The organism is Pyxidicoccus caerfyrddinensis, assembly GCF_010894405.1.
Taxonomy (GTDB): Bacteria; Myxococcota; Myxococcia; order Myxococcales; family Myxococcaceae; genus Myxococcus; species Myxococcus caerfyrddinensis.
On sequence record NZ_JAAIYA010000001.1, the window covers coordinates 809,688 to 828,834 of the forward strand.

14 protein-coding genes are annotated in these 19,147 nt (G+C 70.5%); 5 read left to right on the forward strand and 9 right to left on the reverse strand.

Annotation, left to right across the window (positions count from 1 at the left end; all coding sequences use genetic code 11):
• Positions 1-33 precede the first annotated feature (33 nt).
• A complete protein-coding gene (locus G4D86_RS02995; RefSeq protein WP_275899092.1) occupies positions 34-2,325 on the reverse strand; it encodes an MltF family protein in 2,292 nt (763 codons plus the stop codon).
• Between the two features lie 106 nt (positions 2,326-2,431).
• Between G4D86_RS02995 and G4D86_RS03000 the strand changes: the two genes are divergently transcribed.
• Together G4D86_RS03000 and G4D86_RS54240 are read left to right on the forward strand one after the other, a co-directional pair.
• A complete protein-coding gene (locus tag G4D86_RS03000) occupies positions 2,432-3,025 on the forward strand; it encodes an HD domain-containing protein (protein WP_163989120.1) in 594 nt (197 codons plus the stop codon).
• 644 nt (positions 3,026-3,669) lie between these two features.
• Entirely contained in the window at positions 3,670-4,833 is a 1,164-nt protein-coding gene (locus tag G4D86_RS54240) for a TetR/AcrR family transcriptional regulator (RefSeq protein WP_420821838.1), read from the forward strand.
• On the opposite strand, the gene G4D86_RS03010 is transcribed toward G4D86_RS54240, so the two are convergent.
• From G4D86_RS03010 to G4D86_RS03035, 6 genes are all read right to left on the reverse strand, one after another.
• Positions 4,718-5,566 (reverse strand): MBL fold metallo-hydrolase, encoded by an 849-nt coding sequence (locus G4D86_RS03010; RefSeq protein WP_163989124.1) that lies wholly within the window; start codon positions 5,564-5,566, stop codon positions 4,718-4,720. The two genes, G4D86_RS54240 and G4D86_RS03010, sit on opposite strands and share 116 nt — an antisense overlap.
• Positions 5,567-5,574: 8 nt before the next feature.
• Positions 5,575-5,991, reverse strand: coding sequence for a hypothetical protein (locus G4D86_RS03015; RefSeq protein ID WP_163987984.1), 417 nt, complete (start codon positions 5,989-5,991; stop codon positions 5,575-5,577).
• A 37-nt stretch (positions 5,992-6,028) separates the two neighbouring features.
• Positions 6,029-7,096 (reverse strand): NADH:flavin oxidoreductase/NADH oxidase, encoded by a 1,068-nt coding sequence (locus tag G4D86_RS03020; RefSeq protein ID WP_163989126.1) that lies wholly within the window; start codon positions 7,094-7,096, stop codon positions 6,029-6,031.
• Positions 7,097-7,334: 238 nt separating this feature from the next.
• Positions 7,335-9,788, reverse strand: coding sequence for a DKNYY domain-containing protein (locus G4D86_RS03025; RefSeq protein ID WP_163989128.1), 2,454 nt, complete (start codon positions 9,786-9,788; stop codon positions 7,335-7,337).
• A gap of 126 nt (positions 9,789-9,914) precedes the next feature.
• Complete coding sequence (def, locus tag G4D86_RS03030; protein ID WP_163989131.1) at positions 9,915-10,517, reverse strand: peptide deformylase; 603 nt, start codon at positions 10,515-10,517, stop codon at positions 9,915-9,917.
• A gap of 33 nt (positions 10,518-10,550) precedes the next feature.
• Complete coding sequence (locus tag G4D86_RS03035) at positions 10,551-11,303, reverse strand: ferritin-like domain-containing protein (RefSeq protein ID WP_163989134.1); 753 nt, start codon at positions 11,301-11,303, stop codon at positions 10,551-10,553.
• An 889-nt stretch (positions 11,304-12,192) separates the two neighbouring features.
• On the opposite strand from G4D86_RS03035, the gene G4D86_RS03040 reads away from it, so the two are divergent.
• The 3 genes from G4D86_RS03040 to G4D86_RS03050 all read left to right on the forward strand — a co-directional run bounded on the left by G4D86_RS03040 (position 12,193) and on the right by G4D86_RS03050 (position 15,744).
• The gene (locus tag G4D86_RS03040; protein ID WP_240360006.1) at positions 12,193-13,065 is read left to right on the forward strand and encodes a TonB C-terminal domain-containing protein; all 873 of its coding nucleotides are present in this window, start codon (positions 12,193-12,195) and stop codon (positions 13,063-13,065) included.
• 65 nt (positions 13,066-13,130) lie between these two features.
• Positions 13,131-13,625 carry a hypothetical protein gene (locus G4D86_RS03045; protein ID WP_163989136.1) on the forward strand — a complete coding sequence of 165 codons (495 nt, stop codon included), beginning with the start codon at positions 13,131-13,133 and terminating at the stop codon, positions 13,623-13,625.
• Positions 13,626-13,668: 43 nt separating this feature from the next.
• Entirely contained in the window at positions 13,669-15,744 is a 2,076-nt protein-coding gene (locus G4D86_RS03050; RefSeq protein ID WP_163989138.1) for a hypothetical protein, read from the forward strand.
• 25 nt (positions 15,745-15,769) lie between these two features.
• Here the strand turns inward: G4D86_RS03050 and G4D86_RS03055 are convergent, their stop codons facing one another.
• Together G4D86_RS03055 and G4D86_RS03060 are read right to left on the reverse strand one after the other, a co-directional pair.
• Positions 15,770-16,927, reverse strand: coding sequence for a fatty acid desaturase family protein (locus tag G4D86_RS03055; protein ID WP_163989140.1), 1,158 nt, complete (start codon positions 16,925-16,927; stop codon positions 15,770-15,772).
• A 133-nt stretch (positions 16,928-17,060) separates the two neighbouring features.
• Positions 17,061-18,998, reverse strand: a complete 1,938-nt coding sequence (locus G4D86_RS03060; protein ID WP_163989142.1) for a carboxypeptidase regulatory-like domain-containing protein — start codon at positions 18,996-18,998, stop codon at positions 17,061-17,063.
• Positions 18,999-19,147 lie beyond the last annotated feature (149 nt).

Here is a 19,147-nt window from a genome sequence, read left to right on the forward strand (position 1 = left end):
TCGCCCTTCATGGCGCGCGCGCCGAGCCCTTCCTCAGCGCTGCACCACCGCCGTGTAGTTCCCGTACCGCGTCTGGATTTCCGACACGTACTTCACCGGCTCGGAGCCACGGCAGAAGCCGTGGCGCGCGCGCCGGTAGTACTTCGGCTTCTCCAGCATGAGCATGGCCTTCTCCACATTGCCGAACCAGCGGTTGGGGTCCAGGCCCTGCTCCTGCGCAATCCGGCGCGCGTCGAGCACGTGGCCGAGCCCCGCGTTGTACGAGGCGAGCGCGAAGCGCAGGCGCTGCTTGAAGGGAATCTCCGGCGCAATCCGGCCGATGAGCTGGTGCATGTACTTCACGCCCGCGTGGATGCCCTGGTCCGGGTCCTCCAGCTTGCGAAAACCCAGCTCCTTGCCCGTGGCGGGCATCACCTGGAACAACCCCTGCGCCCCCACCCAGCTGCGCGCCTTCGGGTCGAAGCGGCTCTCCTGGAACATCTGCGCCACCATCAGCCGCCAGTCCAGGCCGTAGCGCGCCGAGTACGACTGCACCAGCGGGTCGTACGGAGAGATGGCTCCCGTGGCCAGGGCCGTCTCCACCGTGGCCGGCGCTTCGTCGCGGTGCCCCTCGAAGTAGCGGCGGCGGGACACGTTGTAGTCGACGCCGCGGTAGGTCTTCTTCACGAAGCCGTCGAGGAACGCGCGCAGCTTCGGGTTCTCCTGCCGCACCGCGAAGGCGATGCCGTAGTGCCCGTCCTTCCCCGCCGGCTCACCCTGCCCCGGCACCGTGAGCGCCGCCTCCACGTCATCGCGGTACACGCGCTCGGCGGCGAGGATGTGGCTGTCCGTCACCGTGTACGGAATCTCCCCGCGCGCCACGCGGTCGATGAGCGTCTCCGTATCCATGTCCTCGGGCTCCTCGATGAGCGTGAAGCCATGCTGCGCCGCCAGCACGCTCATGGTGCCGAAGTGGCTGGACGACTTGCGCAGGTGGATGGCCTGGCCCTTCAGTGCATCGAGGGACTCAGGCTTCGCGGCCCCGGCGCGCTGCACGAGGACCTCGTCCACGTAGAGGTACGGCGTGCTGAAGGCCACCTGCTTCGCGCGCTCGGGCGTGGCGGTGAGCGCGGCGGCGATGACGTCGCCGCGTCCCTCCTTCAGCCACGTGATGAGCTGCTCGTACGTCGGCGGCACCACCACCTCCAGCCGTACCTTGAGCGCCTCCGCGGCGAGCTTCGCCATCTGGTAGTCGAAGCCGGCCTGCTCGCCCCGGTGGAGGAAGTACGTCACCGGGCTGTTGCGCGTGAGGACGCGGAGCACTCCACGCTTGCGGATGCCGTCCAGGTCCGCCGTGACGAGCCTGTCCCGGTGCTCGGTAAGCGCGCGCTCCACGAGGAAGGCGTCCAGCGCGGCGCGCAGCGCGGGGTTCTCCAGGCGCACGGCCCACGCGAGCTGGCGTCCTTCCGCGATGGGGAACAACCCCTCCACGTCCGGGTTGTATGTCTCCATCGCCGTGAGCAGGTGGCTGTCCACCACCGTCAGCGGCCGCTCGCCGCGAGACACCTGCCACGCGAGCTCCTCGGGGTCGAGCGTCTCCGGCACCGCCTCGATGACGAGCCCCGGCGCCTTCCCGTTCGCCAGTTCCTTCAGCGAGGCGGCGAAGGTGGAGCTGGCGCGCACGTGCACGGTGCGCCCGGCCAGTTCCTCTGGCTTGCGAGGCAGTCCCTTCTCACCGCGCTTGCCCACGACGACCTCACTCACCCGGGCCATGGGACGCGTGAAGGCGATGTCCTTCGCGCGCTCCGGCGTCACCGTGAGGTCGGCGGCGATGAGGTCTCCGCGCCCCTCGCGCAGCAGCGGGATGAGCTGGTCGAAGCTGTCGACGGCGAGGAACTCCACCGCCATGCCGTACTTCTCCGCGAAGCGCTCCAGCAGCGCCCGGTCCTGCTCACGGGGCATGCCCTCGCGCGGGAGCGAGTCCTCCTCGGTGCCATCCACGAGGACGCGCAGCGTGCCGCGCTTGCGCAGCGCCGCGAGGTCTCCGGTGAAGGGAGGCTCGGGCGGCGGCGCGGGCTCCTCGACCTGGGCCACTGCCGCGGGCACCTCGGCCCGAGCCAGCAGCGCTTCGGGGAACGGCGGGTCCTCCGGCTCCACGGCCGCGCTCGGCGTAGGCGGCGCGGGCGGCGGCTCCACGGGCTCCCGCTTGCACGCGGTGGCAGTCACGAGCAGCGCGGCGGCGAGCAGCCACCGCGAGGACGACAGGCTCCAGCAGGACGAAATGACCACGATGAACTCCCCCTCCTCATGGCCCGTGGACTGCCGCCCGGAGGCGGAAGGACGCACGGCCATCCTCGGCCCCACATCTAGCCGATTTCCCCCGCTGGAATCACTCTCACCGGGAGTACGGGAACGCGGGCCGGTGTACGGTGCCGCGACGAGGAGATGACGCATGAAGACCAAGGCCGCGCCACCGCTGGCCCTGCTCCAGGGGCGGAAGACACTGCCGCTCATCGAGGCCTACTTCGAGCTGAACCACCTGAAGCAGCTCTTCCGTCAGGGATGGCTGCGCGTCGGAATCCCGCCGGAGCGGTGCGAGAGCGTGGCGGAGCACTCGCTCTTCGTCGCGCTGCTGGGCCTGTTCGTCGCGGATGGCTTCTTCCCCGAGGCGGACGCGTCGAAGGTGGTCCGCATCGCGCTGCTGCACGACCTGGGCGAAGCGTACGCGGGAGACATCACCCCGCATGACGGCGTGGACAAGAAGGCCAAGCACGCACTGGAGCGGCGCGCCGTGGAGACCATCTTCGGCAAGCTGCCGCGCGCCGCGGAGTACCTGGCGCTGTGGGACGAGTACGAGCACGGCACCTCCTTCGAGGCGCGGCTGGTGCGTCAGCTGGACAGGCTGGAGATGGGCCTGCAGGCGTGCGTCTATGAGCACCAGGGCATGGGTGACCTCTCCCAGTTCTACGCCTCGGTGGAGAAGGCGCTGGAGGCCCCCGAGCTGCGCGCCGTGCTGGCGGAGCTGGAGGCTCTGCGGCCCGCGTGAGCCCTGCCCTGCCCCGCCTCATTCAAGGCGCGAGTGGGGCCGCAGAAAGGAACTCTCCACTCCGCGTCTATCTGGCGCCACCGCCTCGACTGCTGACGCCACCTCCGCCGTACCTGCCAAGGGGCGGCCAGGCACGGCGAGCCGGGAGCCCCACCGCAATCGCGCGCACTCCGGCAGGAGGCGCTCGAAAAAGAGTGGCTCGCTCCGAAGCGTCAGGAGGCCTGGTCGGCGCGTGCCCCTGAATCATGAGGACCGGCAGGAGGCGCTCGAAAAAGGAGCGGCTCGCTCCAAAACGTCAGCAGACCTCGTCGGCCTCGTGCCCCTGAATCGCGAGGACTCAGCGGACCGCACTCGCGAAGCGTGCGGAACGCGGAACGGTTCAGCCCCTGTGAGCGTGGCGAAGCGGGAGAAAGCAGGCCAGGCGTCGGCAGCCAGGGTCCCAGTCGAATCTGCGAAGCGGGAGAGGGAGGGCCCGGCCATGGGAGCCTACCTATCGGGAATGGCAGGCGCCCCAACCCGCCACGTCAGCCCCCTCCGGTAGAAGGGAATGGTGGAAGTAATATTCCTTCCACGGGACGGCCGCCCCGGAAGGGGGGCAGGAGGGGTCGGGGATGGGGTTCGCGGAGCATTACCTCGCGGGGATGATGCAGAGCTCGGCGGAGGTGCTGGGCCGGCATGGCTACGAGCACGTGAAGGCCGAGGACCTGGCCCGGTCCGTGGGGATGTCGGTGGGCAGCTTGTACCGGCGCTACGGCAGCAAGCAGCACTTCGCCCGGACGGTGAGGACCTTCCACGAGGACACCTTCTGCCGGGAGGTGGACTGGGCCTTCTTCTGCAAGCACGGAGCGGACGGCGTCACCTTCCGCGAGGCCTTCTTCACCTTCTGGGATGCGCTGACGAACTGGGCGCTGGGGCTGCCCGGCCCTTTCGCCTTCGCCTTCCTGCACCGGCACCCGGACGTCGAAGGGCAGCCGGCGCCCGGCAGTGCGGCGCGGGCGCTGGTGCGCGAGGTGCTCCTGAAGGGAGAGCAGGACGGGGCGCTGATGCCCGGCTGCGCCCGGGTGGGCGAGGCCCTGGTGTGGGGCACGCTGGCGGAGTGGGTGCGCGTGCTGACGGAGCGGAACGAAGAGGTCTACCGGAAGGACCTCCTCGCCTCGGCCGAGGCGCTCTGGCGCGCCCTGGCCAAATCGCAAGACTCCGGCGGCTCCCGCGGAAGCAGCACTCCTCCGGGGGCCGCTCCGCCAGAATCACCGATGAAGGAAGACGAATCCGACGCGCCACGGAATGGTGGCATCCCCCCTGGTGCCGAGCCGCAAGAGCAGCAGGTACCATTGGCCGATTCCAACGGCCATCGTGGGAGCGGTCCATCGCGTGGCGTCGCATGGCCGGAACCACGGACGTCGGCGGAGTGCACTGCCGTCTCCCTCGCGGGCCGCGCTCCTCTTCCTGGAGCACCCGGCCCGAACCCCCGGTGTCGCCAACGCGCGCGCCAACCCCGGCTTCGTGCCATGGGAAGGGCCAGCAACCGTCCTGCACGCCATTCGAGTCCACGGAGTCCCGAGCAAAGCGCTCAGCCTGGATGGAGCCTGGCGGACCGGGACGAATCCTTCCTTCGACCATGGCGGGGCCACGGCAGGCGCCTCGCCTGCGTGGGCGTGGACGGACGTGTGCCGTTTCTTTCCGCGCCCTGCATCAGCCGAACCAGCGGCCCGAGGGCGGCGCGAAGACGCGGACGCGCTCGTAGAGGGATGCGGGGAGGCGAGCACGGATGGTGGCCTGGACCTCCTCCGGGCTGTGGGCCTGGCTGAAGTGCATCAGCACCAGCGCCTCGTTGCGGAAGAGGTCGGCGCGGGCGGCGAGCTCGTCCAGGTGGAGGTGCCAGCGCTCCTGCGCGTCCTGCACGGTGTGTCGCGCGTCCACGAAGGTGCACTCGATGATGAGGACGCGTGAGTCGAGCACGGACGGCTCCGTCTCCAGCACCCGCGAGAGTGTGTCGGTGGCATAGGCCAGTTCGAGCCGGTCCACCTCGTCGAGGAGGTTCTCTCCCGCCTGCCTGCGTCGGGCGATCTCCTGCGGCGGGAGGCCGTGGAACTCGGGCCGCAGCTTGGAGATGCGCCGGAGGAACTGGTAGCCGAGCGATGGCACCGGGTGGTGCGTGCGGAAGGCGCGCACGTGCAGGCCATGCCCGAGCGCGTGGACGTCGCCTGGGCGCAGGGGGACGGTGTGCACCTCCATGGAGGTGTGGTGCAGGCGGGACAGCACCGCGAGGGCCTCCTGCACGGGCGCCTCGATTTCGGCGGGGAGGAAGACTTGCGGAGGCCCCTTGCCGATGAGCCGGCGGATGCCGAGCAGCGAGCCGAGGCCGCTGGCATGGTCCGGGTGGGCATGGCTGAGGAAGATGCGGTCCGTCCCGGCGAAGGAGCGGATGGGCACGCCCACGTCCAGCACCGAGTCCAACTCCGGCACCTGGAGAGAGGTGTACACGCCGCCGACGGAGATTCCGCGAACGGTATAGGGACCCGCCTGGACCTCGGTGAGCATCCGCCCGCTTATTGCGCGACGGGCTGGCAGCCGCAACCGCAGTCGTTGAAGAAGGGCTCCTGGCCGGCGTCACAGACGAAGCGGATGGCCGCGCACCGGTCCGGGTCCTTCGAGACGTAGCTCAGGTTGGGGTCGTTGAAGTCGCAGCCCTTCTTCTGCTGGGTGCCGCCGTCCTCGCCCTGCACGCTTTCATCGGGCGAGGCGGTACAGACGCCGGCACAGTCGGCGCCGCCGTTGTTCGGGTCGCAGTCGTCGTTGGGGTCGTCCACGCAGGAATATCCGTCGGGACACCCGATGCCGGCGAAGCCGCCACAGGCGGGGCGCGGGGGCGCGGCGGACTCGGGCTCCTGGGCGGAGGCGATGCCCACGGGCACGGCGAGGCAGGCGGCTGCCAGGATGGCGAGCTTCTTCGCGGCGAGGGTCATGCGTGGCTCCTTGGAGGTGGGTGCATCAAGCGAGGAATCAATCGCTGGCGCGCTCGTACTGCACGGGCCACTTCACCTCGGCCCGGAGCTTGCGGGCCGAGCGCAGGGGCCAGTACGGATCTCTGAGCAGTTCGCGCGCGAGGAGGACCAGGTCGGCCTGTCCGGTGCGCAGCACGTGCTCGGCCTGCATCGCGGAGCGGATCATGCCCACTGCACCGGTGGGGACTCCCGCCTCACGGCGGATGTGCTCGGCGAAGGGCGTCTGGTAGCCGGGGCCCGCGGGAATCTTCACGCCGGGGACGACACCTCCCGAGGAACAGTCGATGAGGTCCACACCGTCGAGCATGAGCAGCCGCGCGAGCGCGACGGAGTCCTCGAGGCTCCAGCCCTCTTCCACCCAGTCGGTGCAGGACAGGCGCACGATGACGGGAAGGTCGTCCGGCCACTTCTCGCGCACGGCCCGCACCACCTCGCGCGTGAGGCGGACCCGGTTCTCGAATGAGCCTCCGTAGTCGTCGGTGCGCTTGTTGGAGAGGGGCGAGTGGAACTCATGGAGCAGGTAGCCGTGGGCGGCGTGGACCTCGATGACACGGAAGCCGGCGGCGCGGGCGCGCACGGCGGCGTCGGCGAAGGAACGGATGACGCGAGCGATTCCCTTGGAGTCGAGGGCAATGGGCTCGGGGTAGTCGGGGCTGAAGCGTGAAGAGGTCGGGCCGACGGGGCGCCAGCCTCCGGACGCTGGTGGCACGGCGCCGTCTCCCTCCCACGGGCGCAGGGTGGAGCCCTTGCGCCCGGCGTGGGCGAGCTGGATGCCCGCCACGGCGCCGTGCAGCTCGATGAACCGGGTGATGCGGGCGAGCGGCTCGACGTGGGCATCCTTCCAGAGGCCCAGGTCCTGAGGGGAGATGCGGCCGATGTCCTCGACGGCGGTGGCCTCGGCGATGACGAGCGCCGCGCCGCCGACCGCCCGGCTGCCCAGATGGACGAAGTGCCAGTCGTTCGCGAAGCCGTCGTCGGCGGAGTACTGGCACATGGGCGAGACGACGATGCGGTTGCGGAGCTGGACGCCGCGCAGAGCCATGGGGCTGAAGAGGAGGCTGCTCATCTATCCTCCACGGGGCGTGGACATGGGAAGCGCACGTGCCGGTGGGATGCTCGCGATGGGTTCAGGTGATGCTCGTACCCTGCATGCTGCTCATCGCGGCGTGCGCGGGCACCCCGGACAGAGGGGCGGCTGGGAGGTACGGGTTCGATTCAGCGTCCGCGGGGTGCAGGCAGAACCCGGGGCTGTGTGCTCGCATGGCCGGCGAGGAAGCGGTGCTCCCCGGGGTGCTCACCTGTCTTCAGGTCGAGCCGAGCACCTGACCTTGGAAGAACCCGTGGTGCGCGTCGCGCGCGTAGCCGTCTTGAAGCACTTCGAAGGTCGCGCGCTCGGCCTCCAGCTCCTGGTCGCGCCAGCGCAAGACGCCATTCACCCGCAGGTAGCCCTCGCCCAGGACCTCGAGCGCACCATTCCCACCCAGCGTGAAGGGCGCGAAGCCGTACGAGAGCGACCAGACGTGGGTGGCATCGCGTGCAAGGCCATGCCTGGCGAGAACTTCGAACGTCTCCACATCGGCACCGTCGAGACGGTTCATGCCGCGGTAGACGGATTCGCCGTCGGTGGCGCACCCGCCGCCCAGCGTTCGGAATGCGGATGGAGCAACGTCGGCCAGCGCCTGGCCAGAATAGAAGACACGTTGCGCGTCGCGCGCGTACCCCTCTGAGAGCACCTCGAAGGTGCGAACATCGGCGTCTCGCAGCGGATGACTGCCGTAGTAGACGCGGTGCGCGTCCCGAGCAAAGCCATGGCCCAGGGGCTCGAAGCTGTGCGCGTCGGCCGCCAGCACATGACAGTCGCGGAAGCAAAGCACCTGGCTGCCATCGGTGCCGAAGTACGCGTCGAGCGCCCGGAGTCGGGCCGAAGAGAGCGCGTTCAAGCGCTGTCGTTGTTCGTCAGAGAAGTAGCGCTGAGGCTTCTGAAAGGAGGACGCGCCCAGGAAGAGCCGGAGACGGTCCCTGCCGTAGCCGCCATGCGGTTGCCCGATAGTGTGTGAGTAGCGATCGACGTAGTCACCCGGCAGGACTTCGAAGCTGGCGACGTCAACGTCTGTCATGAGCTGCCCCTGGCAGAACAGTCGGGTGCCATCGGTCGCGTACATGTCGCTCAAGACACGCACGTCAGCGCCGGACAGTCCCTCGAGCTCCAGGCTCCGCCAGAAGACTCGCCGCCCATCGGTGGCGTGAAAGCGGCCGATGACGCGAAAGCTCGCGGCGTCGGCGTCGGGCAGCACGCCACCGCAGGGTTCATACGACGGCATCTTGAGACTCTCGGTGGCCAGCACGTAGGAATATGCGCGTTTCCCATCACGGGCGAAGCCATGGCCGAGTGACTGAAATGACGCAGGGTCGGCGCCAGCGACGACCGAGCCGTGGAAGTACACCAGCACGTCGTTCGCGGCGTACCCATGTCCCAAGCAGCGCAAGGCCCCCAAGTCCTGCACTTCGACCCTGGCATACCCTCCCCCCACCAGTGCGAACGTCGACGGCATCACGCCGTGCAGTTCCTTGTGAAACCAGATGCGCTGGCCATCAGTGAATGCACCCTCACCGAGAGGTCTGAAGCGCGCGGTGTCCACCCCTGGCAGCGGAGCGCCGTTGAGAAACACGGTCTTCGCGTCGCGCGAGAATGCCGCGGAGAACGCCGTGAACGACGCGGGGTCGGCCCCCGGCAGCATTTCGTAACTCGACCAATCGGTGTGGTCGCTGAACTGCCGCTCCTCGCGATAGACGTGCGCGAGGTCCGCCAGGAAAGTCACGCCATCGTGGTGGGCGACGTGTCGAAACGAGGCCGCGTGGCCGTCGACGGTGGAGCCCTCGTGGAAGACCTGCTCGGCGTCCTTGGCGAAGTCGTGACCGAGGCTCTCCAGAGAGCTGGCATCGGCGCCTTCGACGGGCCGCGAGCAATAGAAGACGGTGTACCCGTCGTGGGCATAGCGCCCATCGAGGGCCACGAATTCTCCGACCCTTTCGGTTTCGATGGCGTTGGGCTCGCTCTGAATGAACCAGAACACCCGGTCCCGGTCGCGCGCGAAGTATGACGACAGGGCCCCGGTGGGGGGCGTGAGAACCTGGAACGTCGCGGCGTCGATGTCGTCGAGACGGGAGGCACCGGCGTAGAGATACGAGCCGTCGGTGACCAACCCCGGCGCGAGCAGACGGGCATGCTTGACGTCGAATCCCTCGACGCCCTCTCCCTCGAACAGCAGTTCGTCGCCGTTCACTGCGTAGTGTTCGTCGAGGACTCGAAATCGCGAGACCTGGGTGGAGATGACCTGGAGCCCAGGCCGAGACAGGTACACGAGGTCGCCATCGGTGGCGTAGGGACCGGCGAGCACGCGAAAGCGTTCCACGTTCGCGGGCTGCACCGGAAGTGGCTCGGTTCGCTGATAGACGCGCGCCGCATCGCGCGAGAGGCCAGCCGCCGGGTCGACGACGACGAAGGTCGGGGCATCGGCGCCGTCAATGCGGCTTTCGCCAAAGAACACACTGCGAGCATCTCGGCCGTAGGCAGCGCCGAAGGGCCTGTCGCTCCCAGCCAGGAAGACAAATGACGTGGCATCGGCATCGACGAGCGGGGCGGCCCGCAGATACACGTGCCTGCCGTCGCTGGAATAGGGGCCGCCAAGTGCCTTGAAGCTCGCGGCATCGGCCAGAATGGCGACGCCCCGGTAGAAGATGCGCGTGGTGGAATTCATGGTCGGTTGCGGCACCCCTGGCTCGTTCGATCGGCCGACGCTTCACGGGGCAACGCGGCCGGATGCCACGTACGCGGCGCACTTCAGACTCCCAGCCGAGCTGCGGATGGAGCGAGGCCTGAAGCCCTACCCCTTCCGCTCAGGCAACCCGAGCGCCGCGCGAAGCTCCGCGGTGCTGCGTCCCGCCTGATGGCGGCGGTGGTTGTCCGCCGTGGTGAAGCTCCGCGACTCCATCCGGTCGATGTAGAGCGTGCCATCCAGGTGATCCAGCTCGTGCTGGAGGATGCGCGCATACCAGCCCTTCGCGCTCACCGTCACCGGCTGGCCGTGCTCGTTCAGCGCCTCCACGCGCACGCCTCGCGCCCTCGCCACCAACGCCGCGAAGCCGCTCACGCTCAGGCAGCCTTCGTGGAACTCCGCGGGCGTCGGGTCCTCCACCACGAGCTTCGGGTTGATGAGCACGTGGAACGCCACCGGAGCCCGCTCGCGAGATGCCAGGTCCGCGGGGGACACGCCAGCTTGGTACTCCGCCCGGTCCTCCACCACCACCAGGCGCAGGCCCACACCCACCTGCGGCGCCGCGAGCCCCACGCCGGGCGCGTCCCGCATCGTGTCCCGCATCAGCCCGATGAGGCGCTGCACCTCGGGACTGGCAATCTCCTCTGGAGTCAAATCCCGCGCCTTCTGCCGCAGCACCGGCTCCCCTGCCTGGATGATCTTGAGCACCATGCGCCCACGCTACAGGGCCAACGGCCATGCCCGCTACGCTCCCGCGGCGCTCCGTCGCTCCACCCACGCCCGCGCCGGCGCGGTGTCCACTCCGAAGCGTTCCAGTCCCGGGAAGACCACGTCCTGCAAGGCCTTCACGAAGGTCTCCCGCTTGCGCGCATGCGGCAGCACCCCGTGCTTCAGCAACGCGAGGCTCTCCTCCTCCGGGCTCCCCGGTGCGAAGAGGCGCGGCGACGCAGTGCCCTCCAGCATCGCCGGCACATGGCCCGCCAGGAAGCCCACCGGCCCCCGCTCGTGCTCGTGTGACAGCCACGCCCAGCCCAGCCGGCTGTGCGCCACCTCGTCCCGGAGGATGTCGCGCAGCACCGCGCGCACCCGGGGCGGCCCGTCCGGAACCAGCAGCGTCGTCAGCACCGCCGTGCTCTCCGTCTCGGTGATGCAGCAGGCGGCGACCACCTCGTAGAGCACCTGCTCGCGCAGCGGCAGCGCGGGCGGCGCCACCTCCTCCACAGCCTGCGGAACGGGAGGCATCTCCGCCTGGCCGTACTCCCGCGCGAGCCGCTCACACATGCCCGCGTGGCGTCGCTCGTCCTCCGCCGCGCGACGGGCGAGCGAGACGAGCGGCTCGGGAGCACCGAGCCCCGCGAGCCGCTCCGCCAGCCGGGCGAAGCGCAGCTCCGCGTCCAGCTCCACCTGCCTGCGGAACGTCCACGCCTCCGCGACGAGCCGCCGCACCTGGTCCGGCAGCAGCTCCAGCTTCGTGTCGCTCACCTTCCGGAAGTCCATCGCGGCCCCGATTCATCCCGGGCGGGATTCGCCCATGCACGGTGAGAAGCTCCGGGCACGATACTCCAGATGTCATCGCCCCCGTTTCCCGCGGCCGTGATTCCCATCCGTCCCGGGTCGTAGGTCGCGAGGCGGAGGGCCCTCCCTCGCGAGGACGAGGTGCCCTCTCGGGCCTGCGGCCGAGGTCTTCTCTTCGCGTCGGTGGCACGCTCCGGCGCGTGGCGAAGCGTCCGACAATGCACGCACACCTCCTGGGGAAATGGCGGGGACTCCACGCAATGTCGCGGCGCATCAGCCGTAGCCTCCGTGGAAGACGCCCCACGGGTATGCTCGCGAGCAGCGCAGGGCCGGCGCGAAGCCCCACCGCAGCCGGGGCCGAGGCGATGCTCCAGGGAGCGTGGGAGTAGCAATGCGGCGCTTTCAACGCTTCGGGTGGGCCGCCCTCGTCTCACTCGCCATCCACCTGGCGCTCCTGGCCCTCCTCTGGAAGGTGGCGCCCCCGGCGGCTCCGGCCACACGTCCATCCCCCCAGCCCCCGCTCGTCGTGGAGATCGTCACCCGCCCGAAGGCCGCGCCGCCCGAGAAGCCCACGCCCTCACACGAAGAGCCGCTCGCGAAGCCACCGCCGCGACGTCGCGAGCCTCCTGCACCCAAGCCTCCGCCGCGAAGCGAACCGCTCCCCCGAGATGCGCCGCCGGTGGAGGCCGGTCAGGCCCCTTCCCCCTCCGAGTCTGACGACCCGACGGAGCCCCCACCCTCCACAGGTGAAGCATCGGGGCAACCACCGTCCGAGGCACCGACAGGCCCGGCACCCGAGCCCTCCGCCATCGCCGGGTCCACCGGAGCGCCGCCCGACGCACCGAGCCGCCCCCGCGCGGCGGACGGTTCCATGTATCCGTTGCCACCGTCGCTGATTCCCGGAGGCCCGCCCCTCGCGGGCCCGAAGCTCCAGAGCGGCCGCACGTTGCGCCCGGGAGACCCGAGCCTGGCCCCCGAGCTGCTCGCCGCCCAGGAGCGAGGCCGCGTCCACGGGCGCGTGAAGGGCTTCATCGAAGACGACCAGGCGGAGCTCCGCGTGGACAACGGGCTGATCGACTCGTACTTCAGCCGGCTTCGTGAATCGCTCGAGAAGTCGCTGGAGGACGCGCCCGTCTTCGACGGCACCAGCCTGCTGGAGCAGGCCACGACGTCATGGGCCCCCCAGGCCGGCAGGTTCGGCGCGACGGGAAATCCTGGCACGGGCCCGGCCCCCATGCCGCCCACTGTCGCCGAGCACCTCAAGGCCCTGCAGGAGCGCGGAGACGATTGGATGGAGTACCTGCGCGGGCGCGTCCAGGCCGGCGAGGAGATGCAGAAGCTCGCGGGCGGCGGGGGCAAGAAGCTCGTCGTCACCCTCGAATTGCACCAGGGACCCGACGGTTCGCTGCGCGACGCGAGGCTCGTGTCGACGAGCGGCAACCCGGGCTACGACGCCTATGTCCTCAACGGCGTGCCGCCTGCGCTGGTGAAGCTCGGGCCTCCGCCCGATGGCGCCCGGGGCGTGCGCCTGGACGGCATCCACACGCTCTGGTCCGTGGAGGGCCGGGTCGTCTACCTCCGCAAGCTCAAGGACCTCAAGACGCAGGACAGCCTCTACATGGCCGCGGCGCTCGCCGCCGGGCTGCTCGCCGGCCGCTTCGAGGAGACCACGGGAGAAATCGAGGTCATCGACTTCCGCAACCCGCGCTTCGTGTGCCAGGCCCGCCTGCTGCGCGTGTACTGACGCGCAGCCCCTGACACCGCCACGTGGTTGGTCCAGGGGCCAGGGCGGGGGTAGGCTCACGGCCCATGGCTCGTCGCAAGAAGGCCGAGGAGATGGCCGCTCGCGTCCGCAACCTGCTCGCGATGGACGCGGCCGGCGTCATGCGCCGGCTGGATGCGCGGCGTGACGAGATGTTCGCCCTCTTCTCGCGACTGCGCAGCCGCGAGCCGCTGCTGGGCACCATCGCCTCGCGCTACGCCAGCGGCGCCTTCGAGCACCTCATCCAGCTGCCTGAGCAGGAGCAGGCGGTGGTGGACCACTTCTACGAGCGCCTGGACGAGCTGCGCTGGTACTTCACGTACACCGAGGACATGCCCGGCACCGCGCAGCAGATCTTCACCAAGCTGCACAAGCGGCTGGAGGAGGCCTACCGGGTGCTGGTGGTGACGCTCGGGCCACCGGTGCCGCCGGACGGCTCCCGCGTCGTGGACGTGCAGGCAGTCCGTCACGAAGGCCCGTCCCCTTCCGCGGAGTCGGCGCTGGACCGGCCCGCGGCCACCGCGCGCAATCGCCGCGCTTGAGCGAATGCGCGCGGGTGCGCGGACCCGATAGGGAAAGGCAGTCATGGTGACGGTGGCAGGTTGGGTGCTTCTCACGCTGACGGCGGCCTCGCCGGCCCCGTCACACTCCACGCACGAAGCCGTGTGCGGGCTCATGTGGCTGCACGCGTCGGAGCGCGCATACTTCGCTGAGAAGGACCGCTACGGACTCCCCGCGCAGGTCGGCTTCCTCCCCTCCCCCTGTCATGACGGGACGCGCCCGCCCGTGTCGGAGCCCGCCTCCGTGGGGGGCTGCGGGTTCGTCTTCACGGTGCTGGAGGCGGGCCCGTCCCCGGACGTGTTGAAGGCCGAGGCGAGCGGCGTGGGGCCGGGCGTGGCAGGACTGCGCTACGGGGTGGACGCGAGCGGCACCATCACCCGCACGGGAACGGGGGCTCCCGTCCGGATGCCCGACTGCGACGCCTGGAGGAAGCAGGCCGACCCTCTCTGGCGCTACCACGACATCGTTACGGAGAAGGACTGCATGGACGGTCCCTATGCCGAGGGCCATCCCTGTATGACGGCGCTCCAGGAACTGGCGGCGCTGGCGAAGGCGGGCGTCGGCGTGGCACGAAAGGAGTACGCCGCCCACCCCACTGCGCGAGAGCTTGTGCCGCTGGAGCCGCCCTCTCCCGCCATGAACCTCTGCGGCCTGCTGGCCACGCGCGAGCTGCGCCTCGCCGCCGCGACGACGCTGGAGCGCCAGGGAGAGCTGGTGAACGCGGTGCTCGCTCCGCGGTGTCAAGCCGAGGGGCTGCGCGCGGCGCTGCCTCGGGTGTTCGCACGCTTCGATGCCGTGTGCCCGGGAGCGAACTGCCTGACGCTGCTGGCCCTGGCGAACAGCGCCGAGCTGCCCGGGCGCGACGCACTGTTCGCGGCCCACGCCCCCCTGGTGGCCAGGCTGCTCCGGGCGCAGGCTCCGGACGCACGGCGGCGGCTGCTCACCGAGGTCGTGGGCCTCTCGCCTCCGAGCGCAGGGGAGGTCAACGAGGCACTGCAGGGGCGCTGGCCGGGCCTGTCGCGCCTGGTGGACCTCCCGCGCTGGCCCGTGGTGCTCGCGCTGTTCGACGTGGCTCGCACGGAGCATCCGTCCCTGGCCGCGCCGCTGGACCTGCTCAACGAGGTGCAGGGCCAGGGCCCCGCGAGCCTCGGGGCCTTCCGCGCCTGGGCGGAGTCCGCACCGTGCGAGCAGCTCGCCGATGCCGACGCGCTCCAGCTCACGGGCGCGCGCCTGAGGGAAATCGCGCGCACCCACGAGAGATGCCAGGGCAGCACGGTGCTGGTGTTGCAGCGGCACACCGCCACCCTGCCACCTCACGAGCTGATGGAAGCCCTGGAGCCCCTGCCCGCGGAGAAGCTGCGCTGGATGATCAACGAGCTGGGGTTGGACGTGCCCTCGCGTGCCGAGGCGCTGGTGGACTGGGTCGTGGACCGCGAGCCGAAACTGCTCGAGGCCCTCAACATCAACGCGGCGGTCGTCCGGAGGCTGCTCGCACCGCGCAATGTGAGCCGCATGGGAGGCCGCGACGCGATGCTCGACTTCCTGCTCCGGGGAAATGGGACGCGGCACGGGACGATGGAGGAGGACGCCATTCCCGTGCTCATGAGCGAAGCGCTGCGCGGCCAGCCTCCCGTCGAGCGCGTGCGCCACGTGGCGTCACTGTTCCTCGGCCCCGACGAGAAGGCGCGGGTACTGGCGGGCGTGCTCCAGTCCCCGGATGCACGCGTGCGCGCCGCCGCCGCCGCCGGCATGGCCGAATGGGAGGACTCCACCGGCATCCCGGCCGACGCGGCACGGGCCTGCCTCGTGGAGGTCCGGCTCCAGCACCGCTGTATCGGCGCCGCCACGGAGCCGCTGGGTCCGCCGCCCTCCGGGACGCGGAAGCTCTCCCCCCTGGGCCGCCGGTTGCCGCGCCATCTCTCCCCCGTGCCTGCACTGGAGACCTGGTGCGAGCGCGTGGAAGCGGCGGAGCGCGAGTGCGGGAGCGTGTGCGGTGGGGCGATGCCGCAGGGAGCGAAGCTCGCGCGGCTCGAAGCCGCCGCGGGCGAAACGCTCTCCCCTCTCGCGGCCCTGCGCGCCTGTACGTACTTCGATCCCTGACGCCTGGGCCTCGTGAGACGGAGGCTCAGGCCGCGGTGGCCGAAGCGCTGTCGGGCGCGACGCCCTCTGCCTCGGCCTTGCGCGGCGAGAGGCGGCGCATGGAGCTCTTGCCGACGACGACGTCCACCATCTTCCGGGCGCGCGTCCAGACGCTCTCCTGGACGTAGGGCACGCCGTACTTCTCGCAGAGGGCGCGCACCTTCGGCTGCACCTCGCGGTACTTGAGCATGGGCAGGTCCGGCCAGATGTGGTGCTCGATTTGATAGTTGAGCCACAGGTGGGCGAAGTCGTTCAGGTCGCCGCCGGTCCGGTAGTTGGCGCTGCCAATCACCTGCTGCACGAAGCGCGCGCCGCGATTCTCCGGGGCCTCGTCGAAGCGGTACAGGTCCTCGCCGGTGTGGTTGGGCCCCACCACGAGGAACGTGTGCAGGCTGGTGAGCACGTCCGCCATCACCGAGTTGCACAGCGCGCTGAAGGCCGCCCACGGACCGATGATGAGGAACAAGGCGGGGAAGAGGACGAAGTTGATGGCGGCGTACGGCAGGTAGCAGTGGAGCACCAGCTCCTTCAGCTCCGCGCTCGTGAGCGAGCCGCCCTTGCGCCGGCCCTTGCGGCGCAGCGAGCTCAGCGTCTCGGGCGCGTAGTAGCTGGCGCGCCAGGTGAGCGCGAGCAGCGTGAGCTGGACGTAGCGGAACGCGAGCGGGCGGCTCGGGTTGCGCAGCGTGCCTTCCGCGTTGCGCTCCAGCAGGTCCGGGTCCGCGTCCTCACCGGTGTGCGAGTGGTGGAGGACGTTGTGCTCGAACTTCCAGGCCTCGGGCAGCATCCAGTCGAGCCAGTCGAGGAAGCGGCGCCCGCCCTTCGCGAAGCCCTTGCCGGTGCGCGACGCGGGCAAGCCCGGGACGCGGTCGTACCCGCGATGCCCCACGTGGTGCATCAGCAGCCACCGCGTGGAGCGGCCCAGGCTGAGCGCCACGGCGCTGAACGGGTTGGGGGCGAGCCAGCACGTCGCCACGCCGAGCAGCGTGGCCGCCCTGCCCCACCGCTCGATCTTCCGCAGGTGCGCCGCGTCCGCCTCGCCGAGCGACGCATCCACCTGCTCGCGAAGCGCCTTCAGCTCGCGGTGGAAGCCCTCCACATCCACGGAGGCCAGGTCGAAGTCGGGGGCGGTGCGGGACGAGCTCACTGACACTCCTCGGAGGGGCAAGGGGGCGCGAACGGTAACCTTCCACCGGGGAGCCCGGGAAGCGCCGCGTGCCGGACATAGCCGCCAGGGTACCAGGCGTCCAGCCACCCACCGTCGAAGGCGCTGGGTGGGCCTAGACCTGGATCTTCCTCCGGACGACCCAGACGTCCTCGACGTCGGAGCGCCCCGCGCGCCGGATACCCAGCAGGACGCGGCTGCCCTCGGGGCCGCGAATGGCCTGCACCGCCGAGGCGAAGTCCATCTCCACCACCTTCGTCCCGTCGATGCTCACGATGGAATCCCCGGGTTGCAGTCCCGCCTCGTGCGCGCCGCCGCCAGGGATGATCTGCCCCATCACCAGCGCGTCGTCGCGCGCGCCCAGCACCGCACCAATGCCCAACATCTCCGAGCGCTCGACTCCACCGTCGGCCACGGGGTTCAAATCGATGGGCGGCAGGGGCGGTGCGCCCGGCCCGACAGCCACCCGGTCCACGATGCGCGTGTCATGGCCTTGCGCGCTCACGGACAGGCTCAGCGTCCCCGGGGCCAGCCCGTCCAACGTGAAGCGGCCGGAGGTGTCGGTCATGGCGTCGAACACCGTGGACAGTGACGCGCCGTAGACGCCGCCCTCCACCTGCACGCGGGCTCCGGCGATGGGCCCGCCGCCTCCGCGCTTCACGACCTGCCCTTCCAGCCGGGCGCCGGGCTGCAGGGTGATGTCCACGGGGCCGACGTCCGCGGCATCCGGCGGCACCGTCACCGTGGGGGCGGCGGGGGCGAGCCCGTAGGAGCCAACCCGCAGGGTATAGGTGCCGGGAGCGAGCCCTTCCACGGCGAAGCGGCCCTCCGGGTCCACCACGGTGAGCGTCGAGCCGAACTCCCGCTCCAGGGGGCCGCGATGGAGCTGCAGCTCGAGCTGGAAGGAAGCGACGGGAGCGCCGCGCTCATCGCGCACGCGGCCGGTGAGGCGGGCGCCTCGGGTCAGGGTGAGCGTGAGGTCACGGCGGCCAGCCTCGACTTTCGGGACGGTCGCGCTCACGCGTCCGAGGACTTCGGCGAACACGTCGTAGCGGCCCGGAGGGAGCCGCTCCAGGAGGAAGCGCCCGTCCGCGTCCGACAGCGTCTCGGCCACGGGGGCGCTGCCATCTTCGGCGCCGGGCAGGCTCGTGCCGCGGGGTTTCGTGGCGCGGACACCGGCACCGGCGATGGCTGTGCCTGACTCATCCACGACTCGGCCCGCGAGCACTTCGCTGGCGGTCGAGGTCACCGCCTTGAGCCGAAGCACGGCGCGCCGGCCCGCGAGGCGCGAGCTCAGCTCAGCCCTCGCGGGAGCGTGGCCCGGGTGGCGGGCCTCGACCGTGGAGCCCTCGGGAGCCTGGAGGCGGATGTCGCCTTCTGCGCCGGTGGTGAACTCGTCGTTGGTGGGGAACAACACCGTCTCCCCGGAGCGACCGGTGAGGAGCCGCACCTGGGCGCCCGAGAGGGGCTTTCCGGTGGGGTCCTCGACTCGGACGGTCCAGGACTCCTCGGGGGTGAGGGCCAGCAGCAGACCCTCCACGCCGCTGCCGGGACGCGCCGTGAGGCGGACGGGGCTCTGCCCCCAGTCCGGGCCGAAGGGCAGGAAGCCGTCCGCGCGAATGCTGGCGAGCTGCCAGAGTCCCTCCTGGTCCGGCATGAAGCGGAAGGATCCCGCCTCATCCGTGCGGGTGCTCGCGGCGCCCGAGGGACCGGCGAAGGTCAGCTCGGCGCTCGGGACACCCTGACCGGTGGTGGCGGACACCACGCGACCGGAGAAGGCCCCGGGCGCATTGGCGGGAGCCTCCGTGCGCCGCGCCGAGGGCAGCCGGAGCAGCGGGGCCGGCGTCGGGGGAAGGACCTGGGCCTGCTGAGGCTCTTTCGGTGGCGTGCTGGAGGGCTCGGGGCGCGCGCGGGCTGGAGTGGCTCCGGGCGTCTCCGTCACCATGGCCGGAGGAGCTTCGGGCTTCCGAGCAGTGGCCCACCACAGGACTCCGCCCAGCAGGAGCAAGCCCAGCGCTATCCAGCCCCCATATCGGCGCTTCGTGTCAGCCATGGTGCCTCATCCTCCGCAGGAGAGACGGGGCACGCAACTGCTACTCATGAAGGGATGCAGCCGGCGAACTTCGGCCGTCGTGAAGCAGGCTCGAGCTCGGCGAGAAGGGAGCAACTCCACAGTCCTTCTCTGACGCCGCTCCCCGGAGG